The organism is Peribacillus sp. NPDC096379, assembly GCF_044762875.1.
Lineage (GTDB): Bacteria > Bacillota > Bacilli > Bacillales > DSM-1321 > Peribacillus.
This window is the reverse complement of record NZ_JBIWFD010000003.1, coordinates 415,052-440,538: the sequence shown is the minus strand read 5'-3', so window position 1 is coordinate 440,538 and position 25,487 is coordinate 415,052. Positions and strand designations below refer to the sequence as shown.

The 25,487-nt window shown below is 39.9% G+C and carries 23 protein-coding genes; 19 read left to right on the top strand and 4 right to left on the bottom strand.

All coding sequences use genetic code 11. The features are described from left to right. Positions 1-11 precede the first annotated feature (11 nt). On the top strand, positions 12-254 hold the full coding sequence (locus ACIQZI_RS16150; RefSeq protein WP_062184432.1) for a helix-turn-helix domain-containing protein: 243 nt from the start codon (positions 12-14) through the stop codon (positions 252-254). A 93-nt stretch (positions 255-347) separates the two neighbouring features. Here the strand turns inward: ACIQZI_RS16150 and ACIQZI_RS16145 are convergent, their stop codons facing one another. After that, a complete protein-coding gene (locus ACIQZI_RS16145) occupies positions 348-1,769 on the bottom strand; it encodes a TerD family protein (protein ID WP_403074671.1) in 1,422 nt (473 codons plus the stop codon). Positions 1,770-2,037: 268 nt separating this feature from the next. On the opposite strand from ACIQZI_RS16145, the gene ACIQZI_RS16140 reads away from it, so the two are divergent. From ACIQZI_RS16140 to ACIQZI_RS16120, 5 genes are all read left to right on the top strand, one after another. After that, positions 2,038-3,252, top strand: a complete 1,215-nt coding sequence (locus ACIQZI_RS16140; RefSeq protein ID WP_403074669.1) for an ammonium transporter — start codon at positions 2,038-2,040, stop codon at positions 3,250-3,252. A 17-nt stretch (positions 3,253-3,269) separates the two neighbouring features. Further along, entirely contained in the window at positions 3,270-3,632 is a 363-nt protein-coding gene (locus ACIQZI_RS16135; protein ID WP_403075210.1) for a P-II family nitrogen regulator, read from the top strand. Positions 3,633-3,761: 129 nt separating this feature from the next. Then, complete coding sequence (locus ACIQZI_RS16130) at positions 3,762-3,938, top strand: hypothetical protein (protein WP_403074667.1); 177 nt, start codon at positions 3,762-3,764, stop codon at positions 3,936-3,938. A gap of 526 nt (positions 3,939-4,464) precedes the next feature. Next, positions 4,465-5,040 carry a TetR/AcrR family transcriptional regulator gene (locus tag ACIQZI_RS16125; RefSeq protein ID WP_403074665.1) on the top strand — a complete coding sequence of 192 codons (576 nt, stop codon included), beginning with the start codon at positions 4,465-4,467 and terminating at the stop codon, positions 5,038-5,040. Positions 5,041-5,089: 49 nt separating this feature from the next. Further along, positions 5,090-6,013 carry an SDR family NAD(P)-dependent oxidoreductase gene (locus tag ACIQZI_RS16120; protein WP_403074663.1) on the top strand — a complete coding sequence of 308 codons (924 nt, stop codon included), beginning with the start codon at positions 5,090-5,092 and terminating at the stop codon, positions 6,011-6,013. Positions 6,014-6,140: 127 nt separating this feature from the next. Here ACIQZI_RS16120 and ACIQZI_RS16115 read toward each other — a convergent pair whose 3' ends face one another. Continuing rightward, positions 6,141-7,559 (bottom strand): NAD-dependent succinate-semialdehyde dehydrogenase, encoded by a 1,419-nt coding sequence (locus ACIQZI_RS16115; RefSeq protein ID WP_403074661.1) that lies wholly within the window; start codon positions 7,557-7,559, stop codon positions 6,141-6,143. A gap of 355 nt (positions 7,560-7,914) precedes the next feature. Between ACIQZI_RS16115 and ACIQZI_RS16110 the strand changes: the two genes are divergently transcribed. The 4 genes from ACIQZI_RS16110 to ACIQZI_RS16095 all read left to right on the top strand — a co-directional run bounded on the left by ACIQZI_RS16110 (position 7,915) and on the right by ACIQZI_RS16095 (position 12,971). Further along, entirely contained in the window at positions 7,915-8,901 is a 987-nt protein-coding gene (locus tag ACIQZI_RS16110) for a LacI family DNA-binding transcriptional regulator (protein WP_403074659.1), read from the top strand. 118 nt (positions 8,902-9,019) lie between these two features. Further along, positions 9,020-10,456, top strand: a complete 1,437-nt coding sequence (locus tag ACIQZI_RS16105; RefSeq protein ID WP_403074657.1) for a sucrose-specific PTS transporter subunit IIBC — start codon at positions 9,020-9,022, stop codon at positions 10,454-10,456. Positions 10,457-10,508: 52 nt separating this feature from the next. Beyond that, positions 10,509-11,978, top strand: a complete 1,470-nt coding sequence (locus ACIQZI_RS16100; RefSeq protein ID WP_403075207.1) for a glycoside hydrolase family 32 protein — start codon at positions 10,509-10,511, stop codon at positions 11,976-11,978. A gap of 21 nt (positions 11,979-11,999) precedes the next feature. Next, positions 12,000-12,971, top strand: a complete 972-nt coding sequence (locus tag ACIQZI_RS16095) for a PfkB family carbohydrate kinase (protein ID WP_403074655.1) — start codon at positions 12,000-12,002, stop codon at positions 12,969-12,971. Positions 12,972-13,075: 104 nt separating this feature from the next. Here the strand turns inward: ACIQZI_RS16095 and ACIQZI_RS16090 are convergent, their stop codons facing one another. Both ACIQZI_RS16090 and ACIQZI_RS16085 read right to left on the bottom strand, forming a co-directional pair. Then, positions 13,076-13,987, bottom strand: a complete 912-nt coding sequence (locus ACIQZI_RS16090) for a ketopantoate reductase family protein (protein ID WP_403074653.1) — start codon at positions 13,985-13,987, stop codon at positions 13,076-13,078. 329 nt (positions 13,988-14,316) lie between these two features. After that, positions 14,317-14,868, bottom strand: coding sequence for a 3D domain-containing protein (locus ACIQZI_RS16085; protein ID WP_403074651.1), 552 nt, complete (start codon positions 14,866-14,868; stop codon positions 14,317-14,319). Between the two features lie 993 nt (positions 14,869-15,861). On the opposite strand from ACIQZI_RS16085, the gene treP reads away from it, so the two are divergent. From treP to ACIQZI_RS16040, 9 genes are all read left to right on the top strand, one after another. After that, positions 15,862-17,304 (top strand): PTS system trehalose-specific EIIBC component, encoded by a 1,443-nt coding sequence (treP, locus tag ACIQZI_RS16080; protein ID WP_403074649.1) that lies wholly within the window; start codon positions 15,862-15,864, stop codon positions 17,302-17,304. 372 nt (positions 17,305-17,676) lie between these two features. Next, the gene (treC, locus tag ACIQZI_RS16075; RefSeq protein WP_403074647.1) at positions 17,677-19,356 is read left to right on the top strand and encodes an alpha,alpha-phosphotrehalase; all 1,680 of its coding nucleotides are present in this window, start codon (positions 17,677-17,679) and stop codon (positions 19,354-19,356) included. A 129-nt stretch (positions 19,357-19,485) separates the two neighbouring features. Then, positions 19,486-20,181, top strand: a complete 696-nt coding sequence (gene treR, locus ACIQZI_RS16070; RefSeq protein ID WP_062185089.1) for a trehalose operon repressor — start codon at positions 19,486-19,488, stop codon at positions 20,179-20,181. Between the two features lie 372 nt (positions 20,182-20,553). Next, the gene (gene dacB / locus ACIQZI_RS16065) at positions 20,554-22,035 is read left to right on the top strand and encodes a D-alanyl-D-alanine carboxypeptidase/D-alanyl-D-alanine endopeptidase (RefSeq protein WP_403075203.1); all 1,482 of its coding nucleotides are present in this window, start codon (positions 20,554-20,556) and stop codon (positions 22,033-22,035) included. A 123-nt stretch (positions 22,036-22,158) separates the two neighbouring features. Beyond that, the gene (locus tag ACIQZI_RS16060; protein WP_062184387.1) at positions 22,159-22,677 is read left to right on the top strand and encodes an LURP-one-related family protein; all 519 of its coding nucleotides are present in this window, start codon (positions 22,159-22,161) and stop codon (positions 22,675-22,677) included. A 290-nt stretch (positions 22,678-22,967) separates the two neighbouring features. Next, positions 22,968-24,431 (top strand): aminoacyl-histidine dipeptidase, encoded by a 1,464-nt coding sequence (locus ACIQZI_RS16055; protein WP_403074644.1) that lies wholly within the window; start codon positions 22,968-22,970, stop codon positions 24,429-24,431. Positions 24,432-24,494: 63 nt separating this feature from the next. Next, positions 24,495-24,626, top strand: coding sequence for a hypothetical protein (locus ACIQZI_RS16050; protein ID WP_403074642.1), 132 nt, complete (start codon positions 24,495-24,497; stop codon positions 24,624-24,626). An 88-nt stretch (positions 24,627-24,714) separates the two neighbouring features. Further along, a complete protein-coding gene (locus tag ACIQZI_RS16045) occupies positions 24,715-25,071 on the top strand; it encodes a DUF3992 domain-containing protein (RefSeq protein ID WP_403074640.1) in 357 nt (118 codons plus the stop codon). A 99-nt stretch (positions 25,072-25,170) separates the two neighbouring features. After that, positions 25,171-25,487 (top strand): hypothetical protein (locus ACIQZI_RS16040; RefSeq protein ID WP_403074638.1); only part of this gene is annotated, 317 nt, incomplete at its 3' end.

The following is a 25,487-nucleotide window of genomic DNA, read 5'->3' as shown; positions in this document are numbered from 1 at the left end:
GTGCTTGCTGGATGATTAACTTATTTAAAAAACAACCAAACTTAGATAGTCGAAACATATTGAGCTCAAGTGAAGCGTGCAAGGAATGGGGCATTGACTCTTCGACGTTAAGAAGGAGAATTCATGATTTCCCCCACGGAACTATTCGTAAATTCGGAACATCATGGGTGGTTACTCGTGAAGGGATGTATGCGGTATTTGGTGAAAAGAAAACTCAAGCAAGTTTCGATAGTTGGAAATCTAAGTATGAGTAAAAGACAAACGGAAGACTCTTTGGATAGAGTCTTCCGTTTGTCTTTTTTATGGTGTCCAGCTTCTTTATGACTAATATGTTCATGCTTTTTTTGTTAGGAAAGAAATTCAGCTGGATTAAGACCAAGTTCCCGGCAAACTTCGCTGACAACGCGCTGTTCGTTCGCGTCGAAGTTACCGTCTGCGTACCCAATCGCTATGCTATATCTTGCGATAAGACGAGCGATTTCCGGTTTTGTTCGGACGCGGCCTAATGCTTTGAAGGCTTCAGCGCGACCGACAATCATATCTCGTTCGATTTTCTGAGTAAAGTTATTGAATTGTGTGATCACTTTGTTTGTATCGAAGACGCGTAATTCTTCGCTTTGATTGACAAAATCAATCATTTGCTGGCGCTCGGATGGATCTAGGTGTCCATCTGCCATGGAAACAAGTGCACATCCTGCGACGATGGCGTCTAACACATCCTGACTTTTGTATCGAGCGAATAAATCCTGTGCTTTCCGCTTTTGTTGCACGGCCCATTCGGAATAATCGGTTTGATTTGGTGACCATGAATTGCCGCAACTGTTACAAGTAAGTTTCAATTTGTTTTTTCCAATGAATCCGCCTAGCAACCCGACTGGACCGAGAATTAACCCGCCAACTGCTGCCTTACCGAGTCCGAATCCTTTTTGTCCAGTTCTAACATTGGTTGAATGGCAACGTGGGCATTGCAGCTCTTCGCTACCGTATTGCTGTGAGGCTCCACCTCTTTGCGCTTGATTTTGCATAGGAGGTTGGTAGGTTGGTTGCTGTTGATGTTGGGGCTGATGACCGTATGTATTGGTATTGCTATTGCCAAATCCACCTTGCTGATTGCCAAACCCTTGTTGCTGTTGTTGCGAAGGGATAGGCTGCTGTTGATAAGGTTGTTGAACAATTGGAGTGGGAGTTGGTGCATCATCCACATTCACACCGAAGTTTCTACATAAAGCAGATAATCCACCTTGAAAACCACTTGCAATGGCATTGAATTTCCATTCTCCGTTATGACGATACAATTCTGCTGCAACGATGGCGGTTTCTACTGTGAAGTCTCTGCCAAGTTCGAACCGTATTAATTCCTCAAATGTTTGTGTGTTAAAAATTCTTACATAAGCATTGGCAACTTGTCCGAAGTTTTGTTGCTTCATATGCGCATCATGGATCGTGATTGTAAATGCGATACGATGGATCGTCTGCGGTACAAGGTTCAAATCAATTTGAATTTGTTCATCATCTTGATGACCTGAACCTGTCCGGTTATCTCCGCTATATAGAATAGATCCATTCCCTCCAGAAGGGTTGTTATAGAAAACAAAATCTGCATCGCTCGCTACTTTACCATTCGCACCAGTTAAAAAGGCTGATGCATCTAAATCATAGCTAGCTCCAAAATTGCCGACATCCCATCCTAGTCCTACAACAACGTGTTGCAGGCCTGGATGGGCTTTTGTTAAGTCTACCTTTTGACCTTTGCTTAGCGTTACACCCATCGATTACACGCTCCTTAAAAGTTTATCATTTTGAAAATATTACTATTATCGTACCACAAAAGCCTAACAGTGTAATGTATTAATAACCTGATACGTCAAAGGTTGAAGTTGTTATCTTGTTTGGAAAGGATAAAACATAATGTTAATTAATCTAACATTTATTTTGAATATTTATAAAATTCAGTTGACTTTTTGTTAGTTTATTTAATATGATATTAAATATAACACAAGATGTTAGGTGATATAACATTTATAAAGGGGAGAAAAAATGGAATTAGCAGATTCAGTATTTATGTTTGTGGCAACCATGCTTGTCTGGATTATGACTCCAGGGATTGCACTTTTTTACGGAGGAATGGTAAAAAGTAAAAACGTATTAAACACTGCGATGCATAGTTATATGCCGCTAGCTGTCATTTCAATCTTATGGGTTACAATCGGCTATTCGCTTTCTTTTTCAGAGGGAAATGCTTTCTTTGGAGGTTTAGATTGGATTGGATTGAAAGGGGTTGGGTTTGAGCCTGGACCTTACAGTGATACGATTCCGCACAGTTTGTTCATGTTATTCCAAATGACATTTGCTGTAATAACCGTTTCTATTATTGCTGGAGGGGTCGCTGAGCGCATGAAATTTTCAGCATTCTTACTGTTCACAATTTTTTGGTCGTTGCTAGTATACGCTCCACTAGCTCATTGGGTATGGGGCGGTGGGTGGTTAGCTCAGCTTGGAACATTGGATTTCGCAGGTGGTAATGTGGTTCATGTTTCCTCTGGTGTTACGGGTCTCGTATTAGCGATTATGCTCGGAAAACGTAAATTGTCAGGTGAAAACTCACCCCATAATCTGCCGCTAACATTCTTAGGTGCAACATTAATCTGGTTCGGGTGGTATGGCTTTAACGTCGGAAGCGCTTTGACGATTAATGAAGTAGCCATGGTCGTTTTTGTAAACACGGCAGTTGCTGCTTCAGCTGGCATTCTTGGCTGGCTTGCAATTGAGTATGTGTGCAATAAAAAGCCTACGATGCTTGGTGCATTATCGGGAGCAATCTCCGGGTTAGTTGCAATTACACCTGCCTGTGGCTTTGTTACAGTGCCTGCCGCTATTATTATTGGCTTAGTTGGTGGAGCTGTCTGTTTCTGGGGTGTTTCTTATTTAAAAGGAAAGCTTGGTTACGATGATGCACTTGACGCGTTTGGTCTTCATGGAGTAGGTGGCACATGGGGAGGGATTGCAACTGGCTTATTCGCTACAACCTCTGTTAATCCAGGAGGAGCAAACGGATTGCTGTATGGGGGTTTCGATTTATTTTGGAAACAGCTGATTGCAATCGTCGCAACCTACATTTTCGTAGCGGTGCTTACATTTATCATTGCTAAAGTAATTAGTTACTTAGTACCGCTACGAGTGAATGAAGAAGATGAAACGCTTGGTCTGGATATTTCTTTACACGGAGAAAAGGCATACCACGAATCCATTTAAAAAGGGGGGGCTATATGATGGGAGATGTATTAACAAAGATTGAAATTGTTACTAGGCCAGAGAAATTCGAAGTGTTCAAACAGGAGTTGGCTAAAATCGGCGTCAGTGGGATTACGGTCGCAGAAGTCAAAGGGGCCGGGTTGCAAAAGGGGTATAAGGAAACCTATCGTGGTGTGACTCGTGAAATCAGCCTGCATGACCGAATCAAAATTGAAATCGTTGTCTGTGAGGTACCAGTACAGCAAGTAATCGACCTTGCAAGGAAAAACTTCAATACAGGTAAACCAGGAGATGGAAAAATTTTTATTTATGAACTGGCCAATGTGATTAAAATCCGTACTGGTGAAGAAGGTCGTGCTGCATTGAAAAATGAGCAATGAAGTGAATTGCTAACAGTGAGAGGGACTTCTTTCCCGCTGATAATTCGTTTAAACAGGATGAAAACAAACTAAGAAACGTATTCAGCAGATCGGATGAGATGTAATGCATGGATAGGAGGAATTTCTTAAATGGGAAGGCTTGAAAAAATCGTCAAAGCCAGAAAGGAGAAAATCATTCATACTCTTATTTCGGAAAATATTTATCAACCTGCTGACCATTCTTATTTAATGAATTTACCTTTGAGAAATTTAGAAGACTTGTTACTTCTTTTTAAGCAAAGGTGCCAAATATCCGAGAAAGATTAAATCCAACTAGTTTTTCATCCTTATCCATAGATAGGGATGTTTTTTTATCAAAATTTTCAGTGATGCTTATAGTTTAGAAGTGAACGCCAGGATAAATCTTCAATTGTTTGAAAACTAAGGGAAAGGGATTGAAACTAAAATTCAACTGAATTTTTTTCAATGTTATATTCGAAATCTGGAATTTATTATCGCCTTACCAACTAACTAAGCAAGTTTACTAACCACTTTTACAATTTACTAACCAACTATGCAAAATTACTAAACACTTTCAAATATTTACTAACCATCTAAGTAAAGTTACTAACCAAATTCGAGTTTACTTATCAGAGCGTGGTCATCGGTCACATAACTGAAGGTAATTCTGAAATTCGACTCGTGTATCAGTGACAAATATGATGAGTAGTATTGGCGGATGTAGTCACTACGACAGAATTGCGTTTCATCATCTTTTTTTAGAATATATTGACAATCGGTGAGAATCTAGATAAACTTTTAATTAACCATCGGTCAATTAAAGGAGAAGACTATGTCACCAAGAAAAGCAGTGGATAATGAATTAACAAAAGAAATGATTATGGACACGGCGAGAGACTTATTTGCAGAGCAAGGTTATCAGCATGTATCGATGAGAAAAATAGCACAAAATCTTGGATATTCACACGGGGCGCTTTATTATCACTTTAAAAATAAAGCGGAAATCTTCTACAGTCTTGTATCGCTGGACTTTTCCTTACTGAATCACGAGATTGCGAAAGTGATGAATAGTGAAGCTGATAATCATCAAAAAATCAGAGATTTATTTCTAAGATTTATAAAATTTGGTCTCGATCATCCTAATCATTATGAAATTATGTTTTTAACGAGAGATGAAGAGGTTCAAAGCTTTCTGCAGCAGGAACCAAGTGAAAGCTATCGGCAATTTTCAGAAGCGCTGCTTCAATTGAGCAATAGGAGCATACCGATTAAAGAAACGTGGTCTGTTTTTCTATCGCTCCATGGATTTGTTTCAGTCTATTGTAGAAATAGACAGCCTTATTCTGAGGTGGAAATCATGGCTGAAACACATGTAGAAGTCATTTTACGGACAATTTTGCAGCGCTAATTTTTTTAACATTTTATTGACCGTTGGTTCATTAAGAGGAGGGATAATAATGAAGGCACTTGTATTGGGAGCGACGGGTGGCATGGGGAGCGCAATTGTGTATGAATTACTGGAGCGGGGAGTCGAGGTTACGGCTTTTGCTAGAAACCTAGAGAAGCTAAATAAATTGTTCAAAAATCATCAGGTAAGACTTGTTCAAGGTGATGTCTTTAACGAAGAACAAATAAGTCGGGCCGCGGAATATGCAGACATTGTTTTTCACTCTATTAATATACCTTATCAGGAATGGGAGGATAAACAGCCCATTCTTATGAAAAATATTCTTAATACGGTCAAAAAAACGAGAACAAAGCTTGTAATTGTCGACAATATCTATGCTTACGGAAGAAATCTCGGTACCTTGGTAGCTGAAACGACAAGGAAGGATCCCCATACGAAAAAAGGAAAAATTCGTCTGGAGTTGAATTCGATGGCAAAGGATTCCGGTGTGCCGATGTTGATCGCACATTTTCCAGACTTCTATGGACCTCATGCTGAAAACACATTGCTGGATTATATGTTTCAAGCGATAATGAAAGATAAAAAAGCCCAGTTTGTCGGCGATCAAACGATCCCACGAGAATATATTTATACACCGGATGGCGCGAAGGCCGTCTGTGAATTGGCTATGCAAGACCGCTTTGAAGGAGGGCATTGGAATATTCCGGGCACGAGCACCATTACTGGAAAGGAGATCATCGAACTTGTTAGAGAGTTGACGGGGTATGAGAAAAAGGTTTCCACCGTTTCTAAAAATATGATTCGACTACTTGGAGTGTTTGACCCTGGTATGAGGGAAATGGTTGAAATGTTTTACTTAAACGAAGATCCAGTCGTATTAGACGGTGGAAAATATGAGAGAGAAATAGGTCACATTCCAAGGACGCCATATAAAGAAGGGTTTCAAAAAACGTTAGAAAGTATTACTCAATAACAGAAATGGAGATACTTTGGCGTCTAGTGATACATTTTCAAAATAGAAAATGTGAAGTGTCCCAGTTTAACCCCTTGAATAAACGTAAAAAGCTCAAGCTGTGACCAATTTAGCTTGAGCTAGTCTATTACAACCCTAACGAAATATACTTCACTTCCAAATATTCTTCTATCCCTTGATGTCCGCCTTCGCGACCTAAACCACTTTGTTTAAAACCGCCAAATGGTGCTTGAGGAGTTGACGGCACCCCATCATTCAAGCCGACGATACCGAATTCAAGAGCTTCTGTGATTTGAATGCCTCTACTAATGTTTTCGGTGAAGACGTAAGCTGCTAGTCCATAGATGGACTGGTTCGCGCGTGTAATCGCTTCTTCATCTGTTTTGAAGGAAGCAATCGGTGCAAGTGGTCCGAATGTTTCTTCTTGCATACAAAGCATAGAGTCATCGATATTGCTTAAAACGGTCGGCTTGAGGAAGAGTCCGTTTGCTGCCGTTCCACCTGTTTCTAGTTTGGCACCTTGCTTGATGGCATCTTCAATATGCGCTAATACTTTATCGACGGCGTTTTGATTAATAAGCGGTCCAATATCAGTACCTTCTTCAAGTCCGTTACCTACTTTAAGAGCTCCCACTTTGGCGACTAATTTTTCAATAAAATCGTCATGAATGGATTCATGTACATAGATTCTATTTGCGCAGACACAAGTTTGCCCTGCGTTTCGGAATTTAGAGTTCAAGACGCCTGTGACGGCCTTATCTAAGTCGGCATCCTCCAAAACGATAACTGGCGCATGTCCACCAAGTTCAAGGGAGATTTTCTTGACTGTATCTGCTGCGCCTCTCATTAGAATTTTGCCGACTTTTGTTGATCCAGTAAAGGTAAGCTTACGGACTCGATTATCTTCAATCCAGGCAGTTCCAATTGCATTTGCATCTCCTGTTACAACATTAATGACGCCTTTTGGAATTCCTGCCTGTTCTGCTAGCTCAACCAATTTTAAAGCGGTGAGCGGTGTTAATTCTGATGGTTTGATGACAACTGTACAGCCAACCACAAGTGCTGGTGCAACTTTTCTTGTGATCATAGCAGCTGGGAAGTTCCAAGGAGTGATCACACTAACGACACCAACGGGCTGCTTGGACACGAATAATCGCTTATTAGCCTGAGTTGCTGGGATGGTTTCTCCATACACTCGTTTGCCTTCTTCTGCGTACCAGGATAAAAATCCATTTGCATAGGAAATTTCCCCAATCGCTTCTTTTAACGGCTTTCCTTGTTCCCTTGTCATGGTGTACCCAAGCTCGGCGTTACTCTCTTCTATTAAGTGATGCCATTTCCAAATCAACTCAGACCTTTCATAAACAGACAGTCCAGCCCATCCTTTAAAAGCGTCGTATGCTGCATCTGTTGCTTTATTTGCTTCATCCGCGCCTCCGTTTGGAACAGTGGCAATCACTTCATTGGTAGCTGGATTCCTTACTTCAATTTTATCTAAGCCATAATCTGACCATTCGCCGTTCACAAATATTCCATAATGTTTCATACGTGCAACCTCCATTCAGTAAGTAAAAGTCGTGCTTCTTAAGCATAACAATAAAACTGTGTTTAAGTTTCTTGTTTGAGTTAAAAAATAGTGCAAGCGTATCAGCAATGTGAGAATGAATGTAAAGCTGAAAATCAAGATTGAATGTCAATGGCGATTTCAGATTTACTGGGGTGAAAGCGATATGTAACGACTTTCGTAAGTTGATAATTCGACATCAGTATGAGTTATCCTTTTTCTTAAGATCCTAATACAAGAAAGGCTGGGGGTGATGTGGTTATTCGAGTAATGGGTACATCCTTCATTCTACATTTGTTATAATAATGGAAGATTTGTATAAAATGGAGTTGGGTAAATGGTAACGATTGCTGATATTGCAAAAATGGCGGGTGTGGCTAAGAGTACAGTTTCACGGTACTTAAACGGTGGATCTGTGAGTGAGGAAACGGTGAAAAGAATTGAAAAAATGGTTCAAGAAACAGGATATTCCCCAAATAAATTTGCCCAAAGCTTGAAAGCGAAGAAAACGAATATTATTGGGACGATTGTTCCCCGATTGGATTCTTACGCGACTTCACAAACTTTGATTGGCATTGATGAGAAGCTAAGAGATTTGGAATATCAGTTAATTATTTCTAACACAAGTCAGGATTTGGACCGTGAAATTGAAAATATTTATATATTAGCCCAGCAAAAGGTGGCGGGCATTATTTTATTGGCAACTATGGTTACCGAGAAACATATTAAAGCTTTGCATGAAATAAAGGTACCGATTTTACTTGTTGGCCAAGAAAATGAAGAATTTCATAGCTTGATTCATAATGATTATCAAGCTGCCCATTCATTAGGGGAATACGTTCTTTCACAAGGACATACTAGAATCGCCTATTTAGGCGTTACAAAGGAAGATATCGCAGTAGGGGTAAAACGTAGAGAAGGATTTATGTCTGCGATGGCAAATAAGGTAGATATTGAAGTGGAATATTTTGAGACAAGCTTTAAGAGTGAAGATGCGATTCATAAAACTCTTGAAATTATTAAGCAGTACAATCCAAGTATCATTGTTTGTGCGACTGATAATATAGCTCTAGGTGCTTTAAAAGCTGCCTATATGAGTGGGTTACAAGTTCCAAAGGCTGTTTCAATTACTGGATTTGGGGGGTATGAAGTAACGGATTTGATCCATCCTAGTATTACAACAGCTAAGTTTTTTTATAAAGAAGCTGGTAATATTGCTGCAAAAAATATCGTAAAATTGGTAAACAAAGAAGAAATAGATCGAGTTATATTCTCAAAATATGAAATAATCAAACGAGAAAGCGTTGACAAAATAATTAATTGATCTTATACTTCGTTTAGAACCGGTTCCAAACAATGTGTTTGGAACGAGTTCTAAACACTACTATTTTTTACGGGTGTTTGGAACCGGTTCCACAATTCGCTCAAAGGTGATGAAAAAAATGGATTACAAAAGTACCGCAAAAGATATTTTAGAAGCACTTGGTGGGAAAGAAAACGTAGCAGCGGCCGCTCATTGTGCGACGAGGTTAAGGTTAGTCGTGAACGATGAAAGTCAAATTGATCAAAAACAGCTAGATGAAATGGAAATTGTTAAAGGCACATTCTCTACCGGTGGTCAATATCAGATTATTTTAGGACCTGGAATTGTTAATGAAGTTTACAAAGATTTCGCTAAATTAACAGAGCTTTCTGATATGTCAACGAGTGAAGTAAGCAGTGCAGGGTCGAAGAAAATGAACCCCATACAACGATTTGTGAAAATGCTTTCGGATATTTTTGTACCTATTATTCCCGCAATTGTAGCTGGCGGCTTGTTAATGGGATTGAATAATTTATTAACAGCACCTGATTTCTTCATTGAAGGAAAATCATTAATTGAAGCATATCCAAACATGGCGGACCTTGCTGCACTTATTAATACATTTGCAAACGCTGCTTTTGTCTTTTTACCGATATTAATCGGCTTCTCTGCGACGAAACGGTTTGGTGGTAATCCGTATTTAGGTGCAACTTTAGGGATGTTAATGGTCCATCCGGATTTGCTGAATGGTTATGGGTACGCGAGCGCTGTAGCAAGTGGGGAAGTGCCAATTTGGAAGATATTTGGCTTTGAAATTGAAAAGGTTGGTTATCAAGGAACCGTATTGCCTGTACTCGTTTCCTCTTTTATTTTAGCTAAAATTGAAACATTCTTAAGAAGACGAGTTCCATCGGTATTTGATAATTTGGTCACGCCATTGCTCTCGATTTTTATTACAGGAATTCTTACCTTTATCTTAGTTGGACCATTAACAAGAAGTGCTGGTAATGCAGTGACAGATGGACTTGTATGGTTATATGATTCAGCTGGCTTTATTGGCGGTGGGTTATTCGGTCTATTATATGCACCGATTGTTATTACTGGTATGCATCATAGTTTTATCGCGGTTGAAACGCAGTTACTCGCTGATGTAGCCAAAACAGGAGGCTCGTTTATTTTCCCGATTGCTGCCATGTCCAATGTGGCGCAGGGAGCTGCTACTTTGGCTGTATTATTGCTAACGACGAATGCAAAGTTAAAAGGAGTCGCATCTGCCGCAGGTATTTCGGCTTTACTAGGAATTACAGAACCGGCAATGTTCGGGGTAAACTTGAAATTGAGATATCCTTTTTTTGGAGCGATTGTAGGTGCGGCGGTAGGTTCTGCTTTTATTGCATTGTTTAAAGTAAAGGCGATTGCTTTGGGAGCAGCTGGTCTTCCAGGGATTATTTCAATTAAGCCTGGAACGATCACATTCTATATTATAGCGATGGTCATTACTTTTGCGGTTGCTTTTGCTGTGACAATTATTCTGGGGAAACGTGATACAAAGAAAAATGGGGTAACTACATCGTAATACAATACTGGGAGCCACGGGTTTTCCACTATTTCATAATGAGGAGTGAACGATTATGTGGACGAGAGAACAACGCTACCGCCGACTAGAGGAAGCAACGCCAGAAGAGATAGCAAGTCTAATAGAGACGGTTCATGCTTGCCCTTTTAGACAAACATTCCACATTCAACCTCCAATCGGTTTAATGAATGATCCAAATGGCTTGGCTTATTTGGACGGATATTATCATGTGTTTTACCAATGGTTCCCTCTAGGTCCGGTTCATGGGGTAAAATATTGGTATCATATGAAATCTACTGATCTTGTTACTTGGATTGATGAAGGACCTGCGATACGTCCTGATCAAGATTTTGATTCACATGGTGCTTATTCTGGGAGTGCATTAGAGCGGGATGGTGAGCTTTATCTGATGTATACCGGCAATAAACGTGATGAAAATTGGCGACGGTATCCTTCGCAATGCATCGCTGTGATGAACCAATATGGAGAAATTTCAAAGTGGAAAGACCCAGTAATTCCTAAGCCACCAAAGGGATATACAGAGCATTTCCGTGATCCTAAGGTATGGAGGGAAGAGGCAGGTTTTTGTGCAATTATCGGTGCGCAACGTGAAAATTTGACAGGGACCGTCCTTCTGTATAGCAGTCCGGATATGAAAACCTGGAAGCTTGAAGGGGAATTGAAAACAGATCTGCCAAACTTCGGTTATATGTGGGAGTGCCCAGATTATTTTGAACTAGACCATTCTGGTGTGCTTATCTTTTCCCCACAAGGAATTGAACCAAAGGATGACGAATTTCAAAACATCTACCAATCAGGTTATCTGATTGGTGAAACATTGGATGTGGCGAGCAGGGAGTTTCGTCATGGAACATTTAAAGAGCTTGATCGAGGATTTGATTTTTATGCTCCACAAACAATGATAGGCCCGAATGGTCGAAGAATACTAATCGGCTGGATGGGATTACCGGAGATTGATTATCCGACAGATAAAAATGGCTGGGCCCATTGTCTGACGATTCCTAGAGAATTATCGATTCAAAATGGAAAACTAATTCAAACGCCAGTTAAAGAACTGCAAGCATTAAGGAAACAAAAGATAGAGATCCAGGCACATATTGAGAATGAAAGCAAATCCTTTGAGGGGGTGACTGGAACTGCTTTTGAAATGAAAATAAAGATAGCAAAGCTTGATGCTGCAGAATTCGGTATTGAATTTCGCGCAAATGATACAACGAAAACAGTGCTGACGTACGAAGCAAAGCGTAAAAGAGTACTTCTAGATAGAAGTCTTTCTGGAGAGGTTGTCGGGATCGAGTACGGAACAAGACGTGCTTGTTCATTGGATTCCGAATTAGTAACGGTTCATCTTTTTGTTGACGTTTCTTCCGTAGAAATATTTATCAACGACGGTGAGGAAGTCTTTACATCTCGGATTTTCCCAGAAGCAGATGGTCAAGACATTCGGTTCTTTGCCAATCAGGGAAGTATGGAAATAACGGTTGAAAAATGGGAGATATAAGTAGAAAGAGAGGGCTTTAAAATGGGGTCACTTTATTCAATAGGTGAAGTATTAATTGATTTTATTCCACTCCAAAAGGGGCTATCCTTAAGGGAGGTTGTTTCATTCGAACGTGCTCCCGGTGGCGCACCTGCAAATGTTGCAGCAACAGTAGCGAAGCTTGGCGGTGTTGCCCATATGATCAGTAAAGTGGGCGATGATGCTTTTGGTGATTTTTTGAGGAATCAATTGGAAGAAGCAGGTGTTAGGACGGACAAATTATTAACAACGAAAGAAGCGAATACTGGATTAGCATTTGTCTCGTTGCGTGAAGATGGCGAAAGAGATTTTTCATTTTACCGTAAACCTTCCGCAGATTTGTTATTCTCAGAATCTGAAATTGAAGAAGAGTGGTTTTCAGAAGGAGATATTTTGCATTTTTGCTCTGTCGATTTAGTGGAAAGTCCAATGAAATATGCGCATAAAAAAGCGATCAAACAAGCACAGGCAAAAGGAAGTCTTATCAGCTTTGACCCGAATGTGAGGCTGCCATTATGGGATCGTCCAGAAGCATGCAGAGAAGCCATTCGAGAATTTATCCCCATGGCGGATATAATCAAGATATCTGATGAAGAATTAGCTTTCGTTACAGGGCTTGAAGATGAAAGTGAAGCTATTTCTTCGCTCTTTAGGGGTCATGTTAAAGTGGTCATCTATACGAAAGGTGCTGTGGGTGCTACTCTTTATGGCAGAGACTTTTCTTATACTTCAAAGGGGTATTCTGTAAATGTTCAGGATACGACTGGAGCAGGTGATGCTTTTATTGGCGCATTCCTACAGATTTTATTAGAAAATGGAATAAAACCATCTCAGCTTGAGGAATTCTCAAGGAAGCATCACAAGGAGCTTCTTGCATTTTCAAATGCTTGTGGTGCACTTACGACGACGGGAAAAGGAGCCATTGGTTCTCTACCTACAAAAGAACAAATCATGGAACTCGTGACTAAAGGGTAATTGTTTTTAAGATAAGAGGTTTGTAATTGAGTCAAAATCAAGAAGAACAAGGTGCATGTTTCAAACGAATGCACCTTGTTCTTTTATATATTCTGAATGATTAGTTAATTCTCAAACGGTTTAATTTGCCGATATAGTTGCTCGGTTACGGGTAATTGGATTCCCACTTTTTCTGCAAGCCGAAGTGCTCCGCCTTGTAGGTGCTCGACTTCTAGAGTGTGTTCTTTACGGCGATCTTGATGCATGGATGAGGTGGATTCCTCTGGAAGCCTATCGAATTGTTTCATAAATTGAGCGACGTGTTCCTCATTAATAGCGACTCCGTTTGAATTCGCGAGCTCCTTCATTTCTAGAAGTACTTGGTGAATGAGTTTGAATGTATCGGGATATTTCCGTATCGTTCCAATTGAAAAGTTGGTTGCTGTCGTGACCCCTGAGAAGGCGGTAATGAATATATATTTTTTCCATAATTCGAGCATAATGTCTTTAGAGTAGTGCGCATCCATAATGGCATTGTGTGAAATTTCTTCAAGTTCTCTACAAATAGTTTGCTGAGAGGGGTGGAGAGGCCCAAATAAAAAATCATGGCTGCTGCTCGTATGGACAACATGCCCTTTTTCATCCAGTGTTGTAATGATGTATGCACTGCCGCCAATTACAGCTTCTTCACCTAACTCTTCTTGAAGAATGGCGATATGTTCAAGTCCGTTTAATAGAGGGATCACTTTAGCACCCCTATCGACTAACGCTTTAAGGACAGGAATGGTTCCCTGTAAATGGTAGCCTTTAACAGCAAGGACGACGAGATCGGGGTCTGTTAGCCCATTCAGGTTGTCTGTGAAATGAAGGTCATTAAACACATAATTACCGTGTGAACTAGTAATATATAAACCATTCTCACTCAAAAGCCTTGCTCGATTTTCACGTACGAGAAACTGTACATGTTGACCTGCTTCTTGCCACCTTGCACCATAATAAGCCCCTATTGCGCCTGCACCAATAATTACGATATTCAAAGATAAGCACCCCGCTTTTATTATTTCAAGCTTGAAACGATCCAAGCTTCTTTATCTTATCATTTATAGGATTTGTAAAGTGCGAAATTGTAAAAAAAAGCTAATTTCCAAATATACAAAACAAATATGGTGTTGAAGCGTCACCATTTACCACGCTACACTCACCTAATCACAATGGTGGCGGTGCGGAGCCGGATTTTGAAGCGGGTGACCCTTTGTTATGGGACAGCCTCATCTGCAAAGTAGTTTTGCTATATGAGTAGGTCGCGAAGCCCCGTCACCGCGTCCTTCATACAAAAAAGAGGATGTTTATAGACATCCTCTTTCCGTTAATTATAAATTCGAATGTTTACGTTTTTTACACCCCAATTGAGTGCATGTTTTTTTGATGGCATAAATACGTCGATCTTTTTCCCTTTAATGGCGCTGCCTTTATCAGCTGCGATGGCATATCCATATCCATCGACATAAACCTTCGTACCAAGTGGAATGATTTTAGGATCAACGGAAATCACTTTAAGTGATGGGTTTTTCTTTAAATTCAATCCAGTTGATGTGATTCCGCTACACCCTTTGCAATCTGCACTGTAGGCAGTCGCTTTAATGGTCATGGTTTTATATGTGTTTTGCGTTGCTGCTTTGACTTGAACTTTCTTAGCTTGTGTTTGCGTCGCTGACACTGTTAAAATTTGTTTCGGTTTGATTGTAGTACTCTTTAGATTATTCCAAGTTGTAATTTGCTTAACTGTTACTTTATGTTTATTAGCTATGCTATAGAGTGAATCGCCTTTTTTGACTTCATATGTACTCGCCGATGCAACGCCGGAAAACCCAAATACTAGAAAAAACGTAGCTGTTAGATAGACTAGATATTTTTTCAAAATGATAGTCTCCTTTGTTAAAATTTAATAGCCTTAGCATAACAGGAGAGTATGACAGCTATATTTCATTCTAATAGTAATTATGTTACAAAATAGAGACAAATCTAGTTTTTTTGTAATATTACAGATTATTTTTCCATGGAATTAGGTAGAAAAAGCGCGATAAAGCATGGATTTTTCCGAATTTGTAAGAGGTTAGAGGGAGGCGGTTATTAGTTGTTGTGAAATTAAACTAAATATTTCGACAAATAACTTCGCTAATTAGTTAGCATTTTATATATGTAATACGCTGATCGATACTCCCGCCACTACATTTTCTAACAAAAGTTTGAAGTGGGGGGTTCTAACGTATCGAACATTTCTGAACGCTTAACGTACGTTGCGTTGACATCGTGGTGTGCTATAAACACCCACCCCCTCTATCCCATTGGTCTTGCCGTTGGGACTTCTTTTTTCAGCTTATTGGGTTCACACAGTTGTGTACCTCGGCTGTTAGTTTTAGCTGGAACATTTTACGGTACGAAGCCTTCCTCGTACTAACCTCCTATGTTCAGTTGTCAATGAACAATCTGCTTAGGAATATTGTGCCGTAAGAAGAAGTTGATAGAATAGATCAGATACCAACGTAACTTTCAATTTAGTAAAACTCGTTTTGATATCTATTTTTTGATTGCGGCTCGAAAAGTGTCCGTTTTGGCGTGCAAATCTCATTTCTGGCTTGAAAACCCCTCATTCCCGCGCATATTCTCAATTCCGAATGGCAAAATGCCTTTTTCACATTTTGCTTTTGAGGGAAACGACCCGAAATCGGGTATTTTCTATAATCTATTGATTTTGCTACGAATTTTTTCATGAGAATGAAAACGGTTTAAAAAATCGTTGACATAGATGTATATACAAGTTAATATGAAAGCGTGATCAATATATGTATATACAAGTTATGAGAAGCTTGTTATAAGTGAACTTATACCAGGAAGTTAGGGGGAGAAAAGATTGAGCAAATACAAAGAACCAGCAAAAGATCTTTTGAAACATATCGGAGGCAGTGATAACATTTCTGTTGTAACACATTGCGCGACAAGAATGCGATTTGTGTTAAATGATCCTGAAAAAGCGGATATTGATCAAATTGAGGAGATTAAGCTTGTAAAAGGAACATTTACACAGGGAGGTCAGTTTCAAGTCATTATCGGCAATGAGGTTTCAACCTTTTATAATGAATTTATCAAAATGGCAGGTGTCAGTGATACATCAAAAGAAGAAGCAAAAGTCGCTGCCAAGCAAAATATGAATCTTTTACAAAGAATGATTTCCCATCTAGCTGATATTTTTACTCCATTAATTCCGGCTCTCGTTGTCGGAGGGTTAATTCTTGGCTTTCGAAATGTGATTGGGGATATTAAGCTTTTAGAAGATGGGACCAAAACATTAGTCGAGGTATCTCAATTTTGGTCGGGTGTACACGCCTTTCTTTGGTTGATTGGTGAAGCTATATTTCATTTCTTACCGGTTGGAATTACGTGGGCCGTTGCAAGAAAAATGGGGGCTTCGCAAATCCTTGGAATTGTCCTAGGGATTACGCTTGTATCGCCTCAGCTTCTAAATGCATATGGAGTTGCGGAAGCTACGGAAATTCCTTTCTGGGACTTTGGCTTTGCGCAAATCGAGATGATCGGTTATCAGGCTCAAGTCATTCCAGCCATTCTAGCAGGTCTAGTCTTTTCATTTTTAGAATTAAAGTTACGTAAAGTAGTTCCAAATTCGATTTCAATGATTGTCGTTCCGTTCTTATCATTAGTGCCAACGGTTTTACTTGCCCATATTGTTCTTGGTCCAATCGGTTGGCAAATTGGTTCTTGGGTTTCTGATATCGTTTATTCAGGATTAACTTCGGCATTTGGCTGGTTGTTTGCAGCTGTATTTGGATTTATCTATGCACCTCTCGTCATCACCGGTTTACATCATATGACGAACGCAATTGATTTACAGCTTATGAGTGAGCTCGGCGGAACAAACCTTTGGCCGATGATTGCCTTATCTAATATTGCTCAAGGATCTGCCGTGCTTGCTATGATTTTCATTAATCGCAAAAATGAAGAGGAAAAGCAAGTATCCATTCCAGCTGCCATTTCCTGTTACTTAGGCGTAACGGAGCCAGCGATGTTCGGTATTAACTTAAAATATGGTTTTCCGTTTTTAGCGGCGATGATTGGATCTTTAGTTGCCGCAGTCATTTCAGTAGGTAGCAATGTGATGGCTAACTCAATCGGTGTTGGGGGAATCCCAGGTATCCTGTCTATCCAGGCTCAGCATATGGTCGTATTTGCACTAGCAATGGTTGTTGCCATTGTCATCCCGTTTGTGTTAACCATCGTTTTCGCTAAAACAAATACAGGAAAAATATCTTTTAAGAAATCCCGTTCATTAAAAGCTTGAATACAAAACAAATATGGCGTTAAAACGCCACCATTTACTATGAAGGATGTATCATGTAGCACACAACACTCACCTAGTCTCAATGGTGGCGGTGCGGAGCCGGAATTTTGGATGCTTTCTCGATAAAATCAGTATACCTGATAAATAGATTGCTATATTAGTAAGTCGCGAAGCCCCGTCCCCATGTCCTTCATACAAAAGGAGCTAATCATTGGTTACTCCTTTCTTTTAAAATAAGAATGTCCTATAAAGGGTCAGACCTAGCACTAAAACACAATAATCGTGTATAGAGTGTGGGGTCAGACCCTTCCTGAGATAACCTTTTTAGTTTACTTACAAAACAATGACAACCTAGAAATGGCGGTGTTCACAATGAACGAATGGTGGAGAAAGTCTACTGTTTATCAAATATACCCGAAGAGTTTTAATGATACGACTGGAAGTGGTGTTGGCGATATCCAAGGAATTATCGAGAAACTTGATTACTTAAAAAATCTTGGCATTGATGTGATTTGGCTAACTCCGATTTATCAATCTCCGCAGTGTGATAATGGCTATGATATTAGTGATTATTATTCCATACATGAAGAGTATGGAATGATGGAAGATTTCCATGAACTCCTAGAAAAAGCGCATGATTTAGGCATTAAAGTGATTATGGATCTTGTTGTCAATCATACGTCTACTGAGCATAAGTGGTTTAAGGAAGCTGCGGCATCGCTTGATAGTCCATATCGTGATTATTATATTTGGAAAGATCCGAAAGATAATGGTGAGCCGAATAATTGGCTGTCTAAATTTGGAGGACCTGCTTGGAAGTATGATGAAAAAACGAAACAATATTATCTTCATCTTTTTGATGAGGCACAAGCAGATTTAAACTGGGAAAATCAAAAGCTTCGTCAAGATATCTATCAAATGATGAATTTTTGGTTTGAAAAAGGAATTGACGGTTTCCGACTTGATGTCATTAATTTGATTTCTAAAGATCAAAGCTTCACAGATGATGACGGCTCCATACTTCCAGGGGATGGTCGGAAATTTTATACAGATGGACCTCGGGTTCATGAGTTTTTACAGGAAATGAATCGAGAAGTATTGTCACATTATGATAGTATGACAGTCGGTGAAATGTCCTCGACTTCGATTGAAGACTGTATCTATTATTCCAATCCCGACCGCAAAGAATTAAGCATGACGTTTAACTTCCATCATTTAAAAGTCGATTATCCGAATGGTGAGAAGTGGGCAATTGGTGATTTTGATTTTTTTGCATTGAAAAAAATCCTCTCAACCTGGCAAACTGAAATGCAGCACGGTGGTGGTTGGAATGCATTATTCTGGTGTAATCATGACCAACCCCGAATCGTTTCCCGCTATGGCGATGATGGTACGTATCACAAGCAATCTGCAAAAATGCTTGCGACAACGATCCATATGATGCAAGGTACCCCGTATATTTACCAAGGTGAAGAATTTGGCATGACGAATCCGAAGTTTAATCATATTGAGCAATACCGTGATGTCGAAACCCTTAATCATTATCGAATCATGAAAGAGGCAGGTCGGACAGAAGAAGAGGTCCTTACGATTTTTCAAGAAAAGTCACGGGATAATTCCCGGACCCCTGTACAATGGAACGATGAATCTCAAGCAGGTTTTACAACGGGTACGCCTTGGATTCCTGTTGCTTGCAATTATTCTGAGATCAATGCAGAAAAGGCGATGAAGGATCAGGATTCGATTTTCTATCATTACAAAAAATTAATTGCACTGCGTAAACAATACCCAATTATTACGGATGGGGAGTACCGTTTACTTGAGGAAAATCATCCTAAACTTTTTGTATACGAACGAGTGTTAGAAAATGAACGGTTACTTGTGATCAATAATTTTTATGGAGAAACGGCTAATCTATCTATCATTTCTGAACAATTGAGTGATTATCAAAATGAGATGTTGCTTTCAAATGTAGAGAATGCCCCTAATCTAGCTGCAAATATGAAAATTGGGCCATACGAATCCTTTGTTTATCATTTGAAAAAGAAATGATAAAATGAAAGTTCAGCAGTAGGGATATTTATCCTAATGTGCATGATTAGTTGAATCAATCGGGGATGTATAGGCTGTTTCCCCAGAATCAAATGAGAATGGTGATAATGGGTGAAACAGAATAAATTCATGAAAATATATGAAGATATTGCAGGTCAAATTAGAGATGGTCGAATCGCAGGCGGTGCAATGCTACCGTCGGAAAATGAGTTAGCTGATTCGTATTCAGCATCAAGGGAAACCATTCGCAAGGCATTGAAGATGCTTTCTGAAGAAGGCTATATTCATAAAGTACAGGGGAAAGGTTCCATCGTTCTCGATGTGACAAAGTTTGACTTCCCGATTTCAGGACTCGTCAGCTTTAAAGAGCTTTCGAAAAAAATGGGTCAGCGTGCAAAAACCTTTGTTGAAGAGCTTGAAAAAATAAAGCCGCATCACGACCTCAACCATAAAATGAAGCTTGGAAAAGATGAGCTAATTTGGAAAGTTAATCGTGTCAGAGAAATTGATGGTGAGCGAATTATCTTAGATAAGGAATTTCTCGTTGAAAAGTTTGTCCCCACCCTTACGAAAGAAATTTGCCAAGATTCCATATATGAATATCTTGAAGGAGAATTAGGACTCACAATCTCTTTTGCAAAAAAAGAAATAACGATAGAAGAACCGTCAAAGGAAGATCGCCTCTATTTAGATTTGGAAGGTTTTCATAATATCGTAGTTGTCAAAAACTATGTGTACTTGGATGATGCCAGCATGATTCAATATACCGAATCCCGCCATCGTCCAGATAAATTTCGTTTTGTCGATTTTGCTAGAAGGAAATAAAGTTACAAGGTTACTTTAAAGTTGTAATAATTAAATTGTATACATGAACACATGGCTTTTCATAATGAATGAGTCATGTGTTTTTTGTTGTTTAAACGATGTACACCCTGCAACAACTTAACATCCAAGAGCTCATCACACTCTATTTTTGGGGCACTTAAAAGAATGTGAACATGTTGTTATTCGTATGTGAATTTCCACATAATATAAAGAGGTAGTGAAGGAATACTATTGAATATAAACCTTCATACAAACAGTGGTACGACTTGTATTAAAGAAATTAAGTGGTTTTCGAGAAAGCTACATATAAAACTTCTATTAGCGGGATTCACCTAAACAGGAAGTATGAAAAATAAGGTGGTGGGGATGAATTTGAAAAGTAAAATTAAGATTTGTGTACTTGTTCTGTTTGTATTCATGTTTACTTTGGTTCAAGATGTGAAGCAGGCTAACGGGCCTGTTCTAGCTACGAGTGGTAGTACATTCGAGCAACAACTTCACCAACTTTTAGCAAATGAAAAATTATCTGGAGCCATTTCAGGCATTAGTATCCGCTCTTCAGAAACTGGTGAGATTGTCTATGAAACTGGTGGAGATATTAGGCTGCACCCAGCTTCGAATATGAAACTGCTGACAGCTGCAGCAGCACTGGAAACGCTTGGTGAAAATTATGTGTTTAAAACAGAACTTTTGACAGATGGAGTTATGAATGGTGATGTTTTGTCAGGTAATTTGTACATTAAAGGAAAAGGGGATCCAACATTACTTCAGGCGGATCTAGAAACACTAGCTACGATGATTAAGAATAAAGGAATTAAAACGGTTGTCGGCAACGTGATTGGTGATGATACTTGGTATGATCGTGAACGATATTCGGCCGATATGATTTGGAGCGATGAAAGCGAATATTACGGTGCAGCCATTTCCGCATTAACGATAGCGCCGAATAAAGATTATGATTCTGGTACAGTCATTGTTGATGTGACTCCAGAAATGAAGGCAGGTGAGGGAGCGACTGTGAAAGTCACGCCGCAAACAGAATATGTCAAAATCGTTAATCTGGCCGAAACGGTGGCGCAAGATGGGGAAAAAGAGATCAAAATCGTTCGTGAGCATCATAGTAACACCATTACGATAACTGGAACGATCCCTGTTAAATCTAGTCGGACGAGACAATGGGTAGCAGTATGGGAACCAACTGTTTATACGGCTCACGTGTTCCAACATGCTCTGCAAGCCCAAGGAATTAAACATGTTGGGTATGTAAAAGCAGGAAAAGTACCAACTCAGGCAAAATTGCTTGCAACGCATGACTCAATGCCGTTAGCTCAGTTGCTCGTCCCTTTCATGAAATTGAGCAATAATGCACATGCTGAACATTTGGTAAAGGAGATGGGCAAAGTCATTCATGGTGAGGGAAGCTTCGAAAAAGGGCTTGAAGTGGTTGAAAACACCGTTCAATCGCTCGGGATGAACCCTGCATCTCTCAAACTTCGCGATGGCTCGGGTATATCGCAAATAAATTTAATCCCGGCCAATGAACTTACGAAATTACTCTATGCCGTTCAAGCAGAAGGTTGGTATCCGGCTTTCGTACATTCATTGCCTGTGGCAGGCGATAGTGACCGGTTCATTGGCGGCACACTGAGGAATCGGATGAATCATACCTTTGCAGCAGGAAATGTCCAGGCGAAAACGGGTACGCTGACAGCGACGAGTGCTCTTTCCGGTTATGTTACAGCGAAAAGCGGCGAACGTTTCATTTTCTCAATCCTATTCAATAATTTCGTTGACGGAGATTCCATTACAAAAATACAAGATGATATTGTAGTCCTGTTAGCGGAGCAAGAATAAGTTTGCCCCGGCGTGCCGGGTTATCTTGACGTGGGGAACAGGGTGACAATTGAACCGTTAGAAAATGAATTAGAAACCCTTTCAAGAGTTACCCGTAATTAATAGATAGAAGGGGGATTCAGAATGGATAATCAAACTTTATACTTTAACGATAACTTTTTCTCTTCAGGAAAAACCATTATTTATGATGAGAATAAGACACAAGTGGGCGAATTGGATTTAAAGAGTGCTTTTTCTTCAAGTGTAGATGTGTTGAATCAGACAGGAAGCATCAGTGTTAGTGGAAAGTTCCGAACACTTCGTAATAGATGGCTCGTAACAGATTATCATCAAAATGAGCTCGGAGAATTGCGTCAAAGATTTGCTTTCTTCTCCAAAAAATATGAATATAACGCAGGCGAACGGGGAGTGTATGAGATTAAGTCTGAAGCTTTTTCCCACCAATATGAGATCTTTGATAGTCAATCCAAGCTTGTAGCCAAGTTTGAGAAAGTGAGCGGATTTTTCTCATCTGCGGCGTATCGCTTGAGCTCATATGAGGAATCCATGCCGGCTTTGGAATGGATTGCGGTCGTGATGGGAGTGAATGCGATCATAAAACGGAATAACAGCGCGGCGGCGAATAGCGGTGGTGCTACGTAATGATGCCAGGCTGTAAGAGAGGGATGGTCATAGCATCGAGATACTACATTTCTCTCTCTAAATTTGCCAAGAAACATTCTCTTCTGCAATATTAATAGGTGAATCTGTAATCTTCAACGTGTTGACTAAAAAGCCAATACTAAAGAATGTGGTGCTTTGGAGTTTTTTTCTTGCTATGATCTTACAGGCTCAAATGTTACTTCCATATATTTGGGTACGAAGTTTGAGTAGAAAAAAATATGTGTACATAAAGCAAATTGTAGTATATCTGTCTAGAAGGGATGATACATATGTTTCAAACGGTAGAACAATTAATAGAAAATCCGGTATTTTATTTTTTTAAGGAGATTTCGAACATTCCGAGAGGGTCCGGAAATGAAAAGCAAATCAGCGATTATTTAGCCGGTTTTGCGCGGGAGCGGGGTCTTGAAGTCGTACAAGACGAAGCGCTCAACATCATGATTAAAAAGCCAGCTTCTAAAGGCTATGAAAATGCATCAACGGTCATTCTCCAAGGACATATGGATATGGTATGCGAACTGAATAAAGGAACGGTCCATGATTTTGAAAAAGATCCAATAGAATTACGAATCGAGAACGATATGTTGTATGCGAACGGGACAACTTTAGGAGCAGACAATGGAATTGCGGTTGCCTATGCACTTGCTTTATTAGATGCTGATCATATCGCCCATCCTGCTCTAGAAGTAGTTATTACGACAGAAGAAGAGACGACAATGAAAGGGGCACTTTCTGTTGACCCAACGCACTTCAAAGGGAAAGTATTCCTCAACCTTGATTCTGAAGAAGAGGGCAAACTGCTTGTTAGCAGTGCTGGTGGGATTTGTGGGAAGCTAAGTCTTCCAATCAACTGGGAAGCTGCCCCTAAAGCTGCCGATTCATATCGTCTAACCATTGGGGGACTGCGCGGCGGACACTCTGGCATGGAAATTGATAAGGAAAGAGGAAACGCCAATAAATTGCTGGGTCGCATATTATATGACATATCCAATGAAATTGCATATACAATAAGTGGAATTGATGGCGGCTTGAAGCCAAATGCCATTCCTCGGGAAGCAGAGGCCATTCTTGTAATTGAACGAGAGGCTGTTGAAAAGTTAACAAAGAAAATAGCTGAGTGGAATCGATTGTTGAAAAATGAATTACAAGCTGCTGACCCAGGTGTATATGTAAATCTTGAAAAATCCTCCCTAGAAGAAAAAGTATTTTCAAAAGAAACGTGTGAACGGATTGTACAAGCAATTATGTTAACACCATCTGGCATCCAAAGTATGAGTATGGATATTAACGGATTAGTTGTGGCTTCAACCAATTTAGGTGTTATCACGGCAACCGATTCGGAAATATACTTTCTAAATGAAATTCGCAGTTCGGTAAGAAGCTTAAAAGAGCATATTTTAAATCAAGTAAAGGTCATTGCACAGACTGTAGACGGCAAGGTTGAAACGAGTGGAGACTATCCTGAGTGGGCATATCATTCAGAATCGGCCATTCGTGACCTGTGTAAAAAAGTATATGAAAAGAGATATGGAAAAGAAGCAGAAATCATTGCTATCCATGCCGGTATCGAATGCGGCGTTTTTACTGAGAAGATTCCAGGCCTAGACGCCATTTCTTTCGGTCCTGATATGTTCGATGTCCATACGCCAAATGAACATCTTAGCATTCCATCCACAATCCGTACGTGGGAATACTTGCTTTTTGTACTCGAAGAAATGAATACACTTGGCTAAAGCAGAAAAATATAGTTAGAAAGGCGCCCTCTGAATTGGAGGGCTTTTCTTATTTTTAGGCATATGTTAAACAATATTGTTAAAATGAGCCGAAAATCAACAGCGTTATATAACATAGCCTTTTTTAAAACCATTCTTATCATAGATTCAACAGCAATAAAAGTAAATGATGGTGAAGTTTCGGCAGATAAATAATTCACAATCCGTCTTAAAAGTCCAACCCTAAATATAAGCAGAACATAACATGATCATAGATATTCATTTATGTAGGAGGAGACTAATAGTGGCACAGATAGGAAATTGCTGTAATGATCAGATTGTAGGTGTGAATGATGCATTATGTTTTACGATTGTTTTAGATGATACAGATGGGACGGCTATAGATCTTTGGAATGATGCTACTACATTTGTCATTAATGGAACAATTATGGTAGAGAATAATGGGACGATTGGGGTTGCACCAACAGCTTCCCTTACGGTAAATGGAACGCCAGTTGGCGGATTTATTGTCGAACCAGGTGAGGCTAGGTCCATTACTATGAATGATATAAATTCAATTGGAATCGTAGGAGCAGGAGGAACTCCAGTAGGTTCAACAGCAAATGTTAAAGTATCTTTCTCGTTAAACTATAAGTTCTGATTTCAAGAGAGTGAAAGGAGGATGAAATTTTGTCCCCTTTGACTGTATATTCTGGAATCTATCAATTTGGAAAATTATTAGAAAGTAGAGAGCGTTATTATGTGTGCGCAAATTTTTTCATCTGGCTGCAATACAGGAGTGACAGGACCAACAGGGATAACGGGACTAACTGGAGTAACAGGATCAACGGGGCCAACAGGGGTAACGGGACTAACGGGAGCAACGGGAGCAACAGGGCCAACGGGAGCAACAGGAGTAACAGGGCCAACGGGAGTAACAGGGGGAACGGGAGCAACGGGAGAAACAGGAGCAACAGGGCCAACGGGAGCAACAGGAGTAACAGGGCCAACGGGAGCAACAGGAGTAACAGGGCCAACGGGAGTAACAGGGGGAACGGGAGCAACAGGGTCAACGGG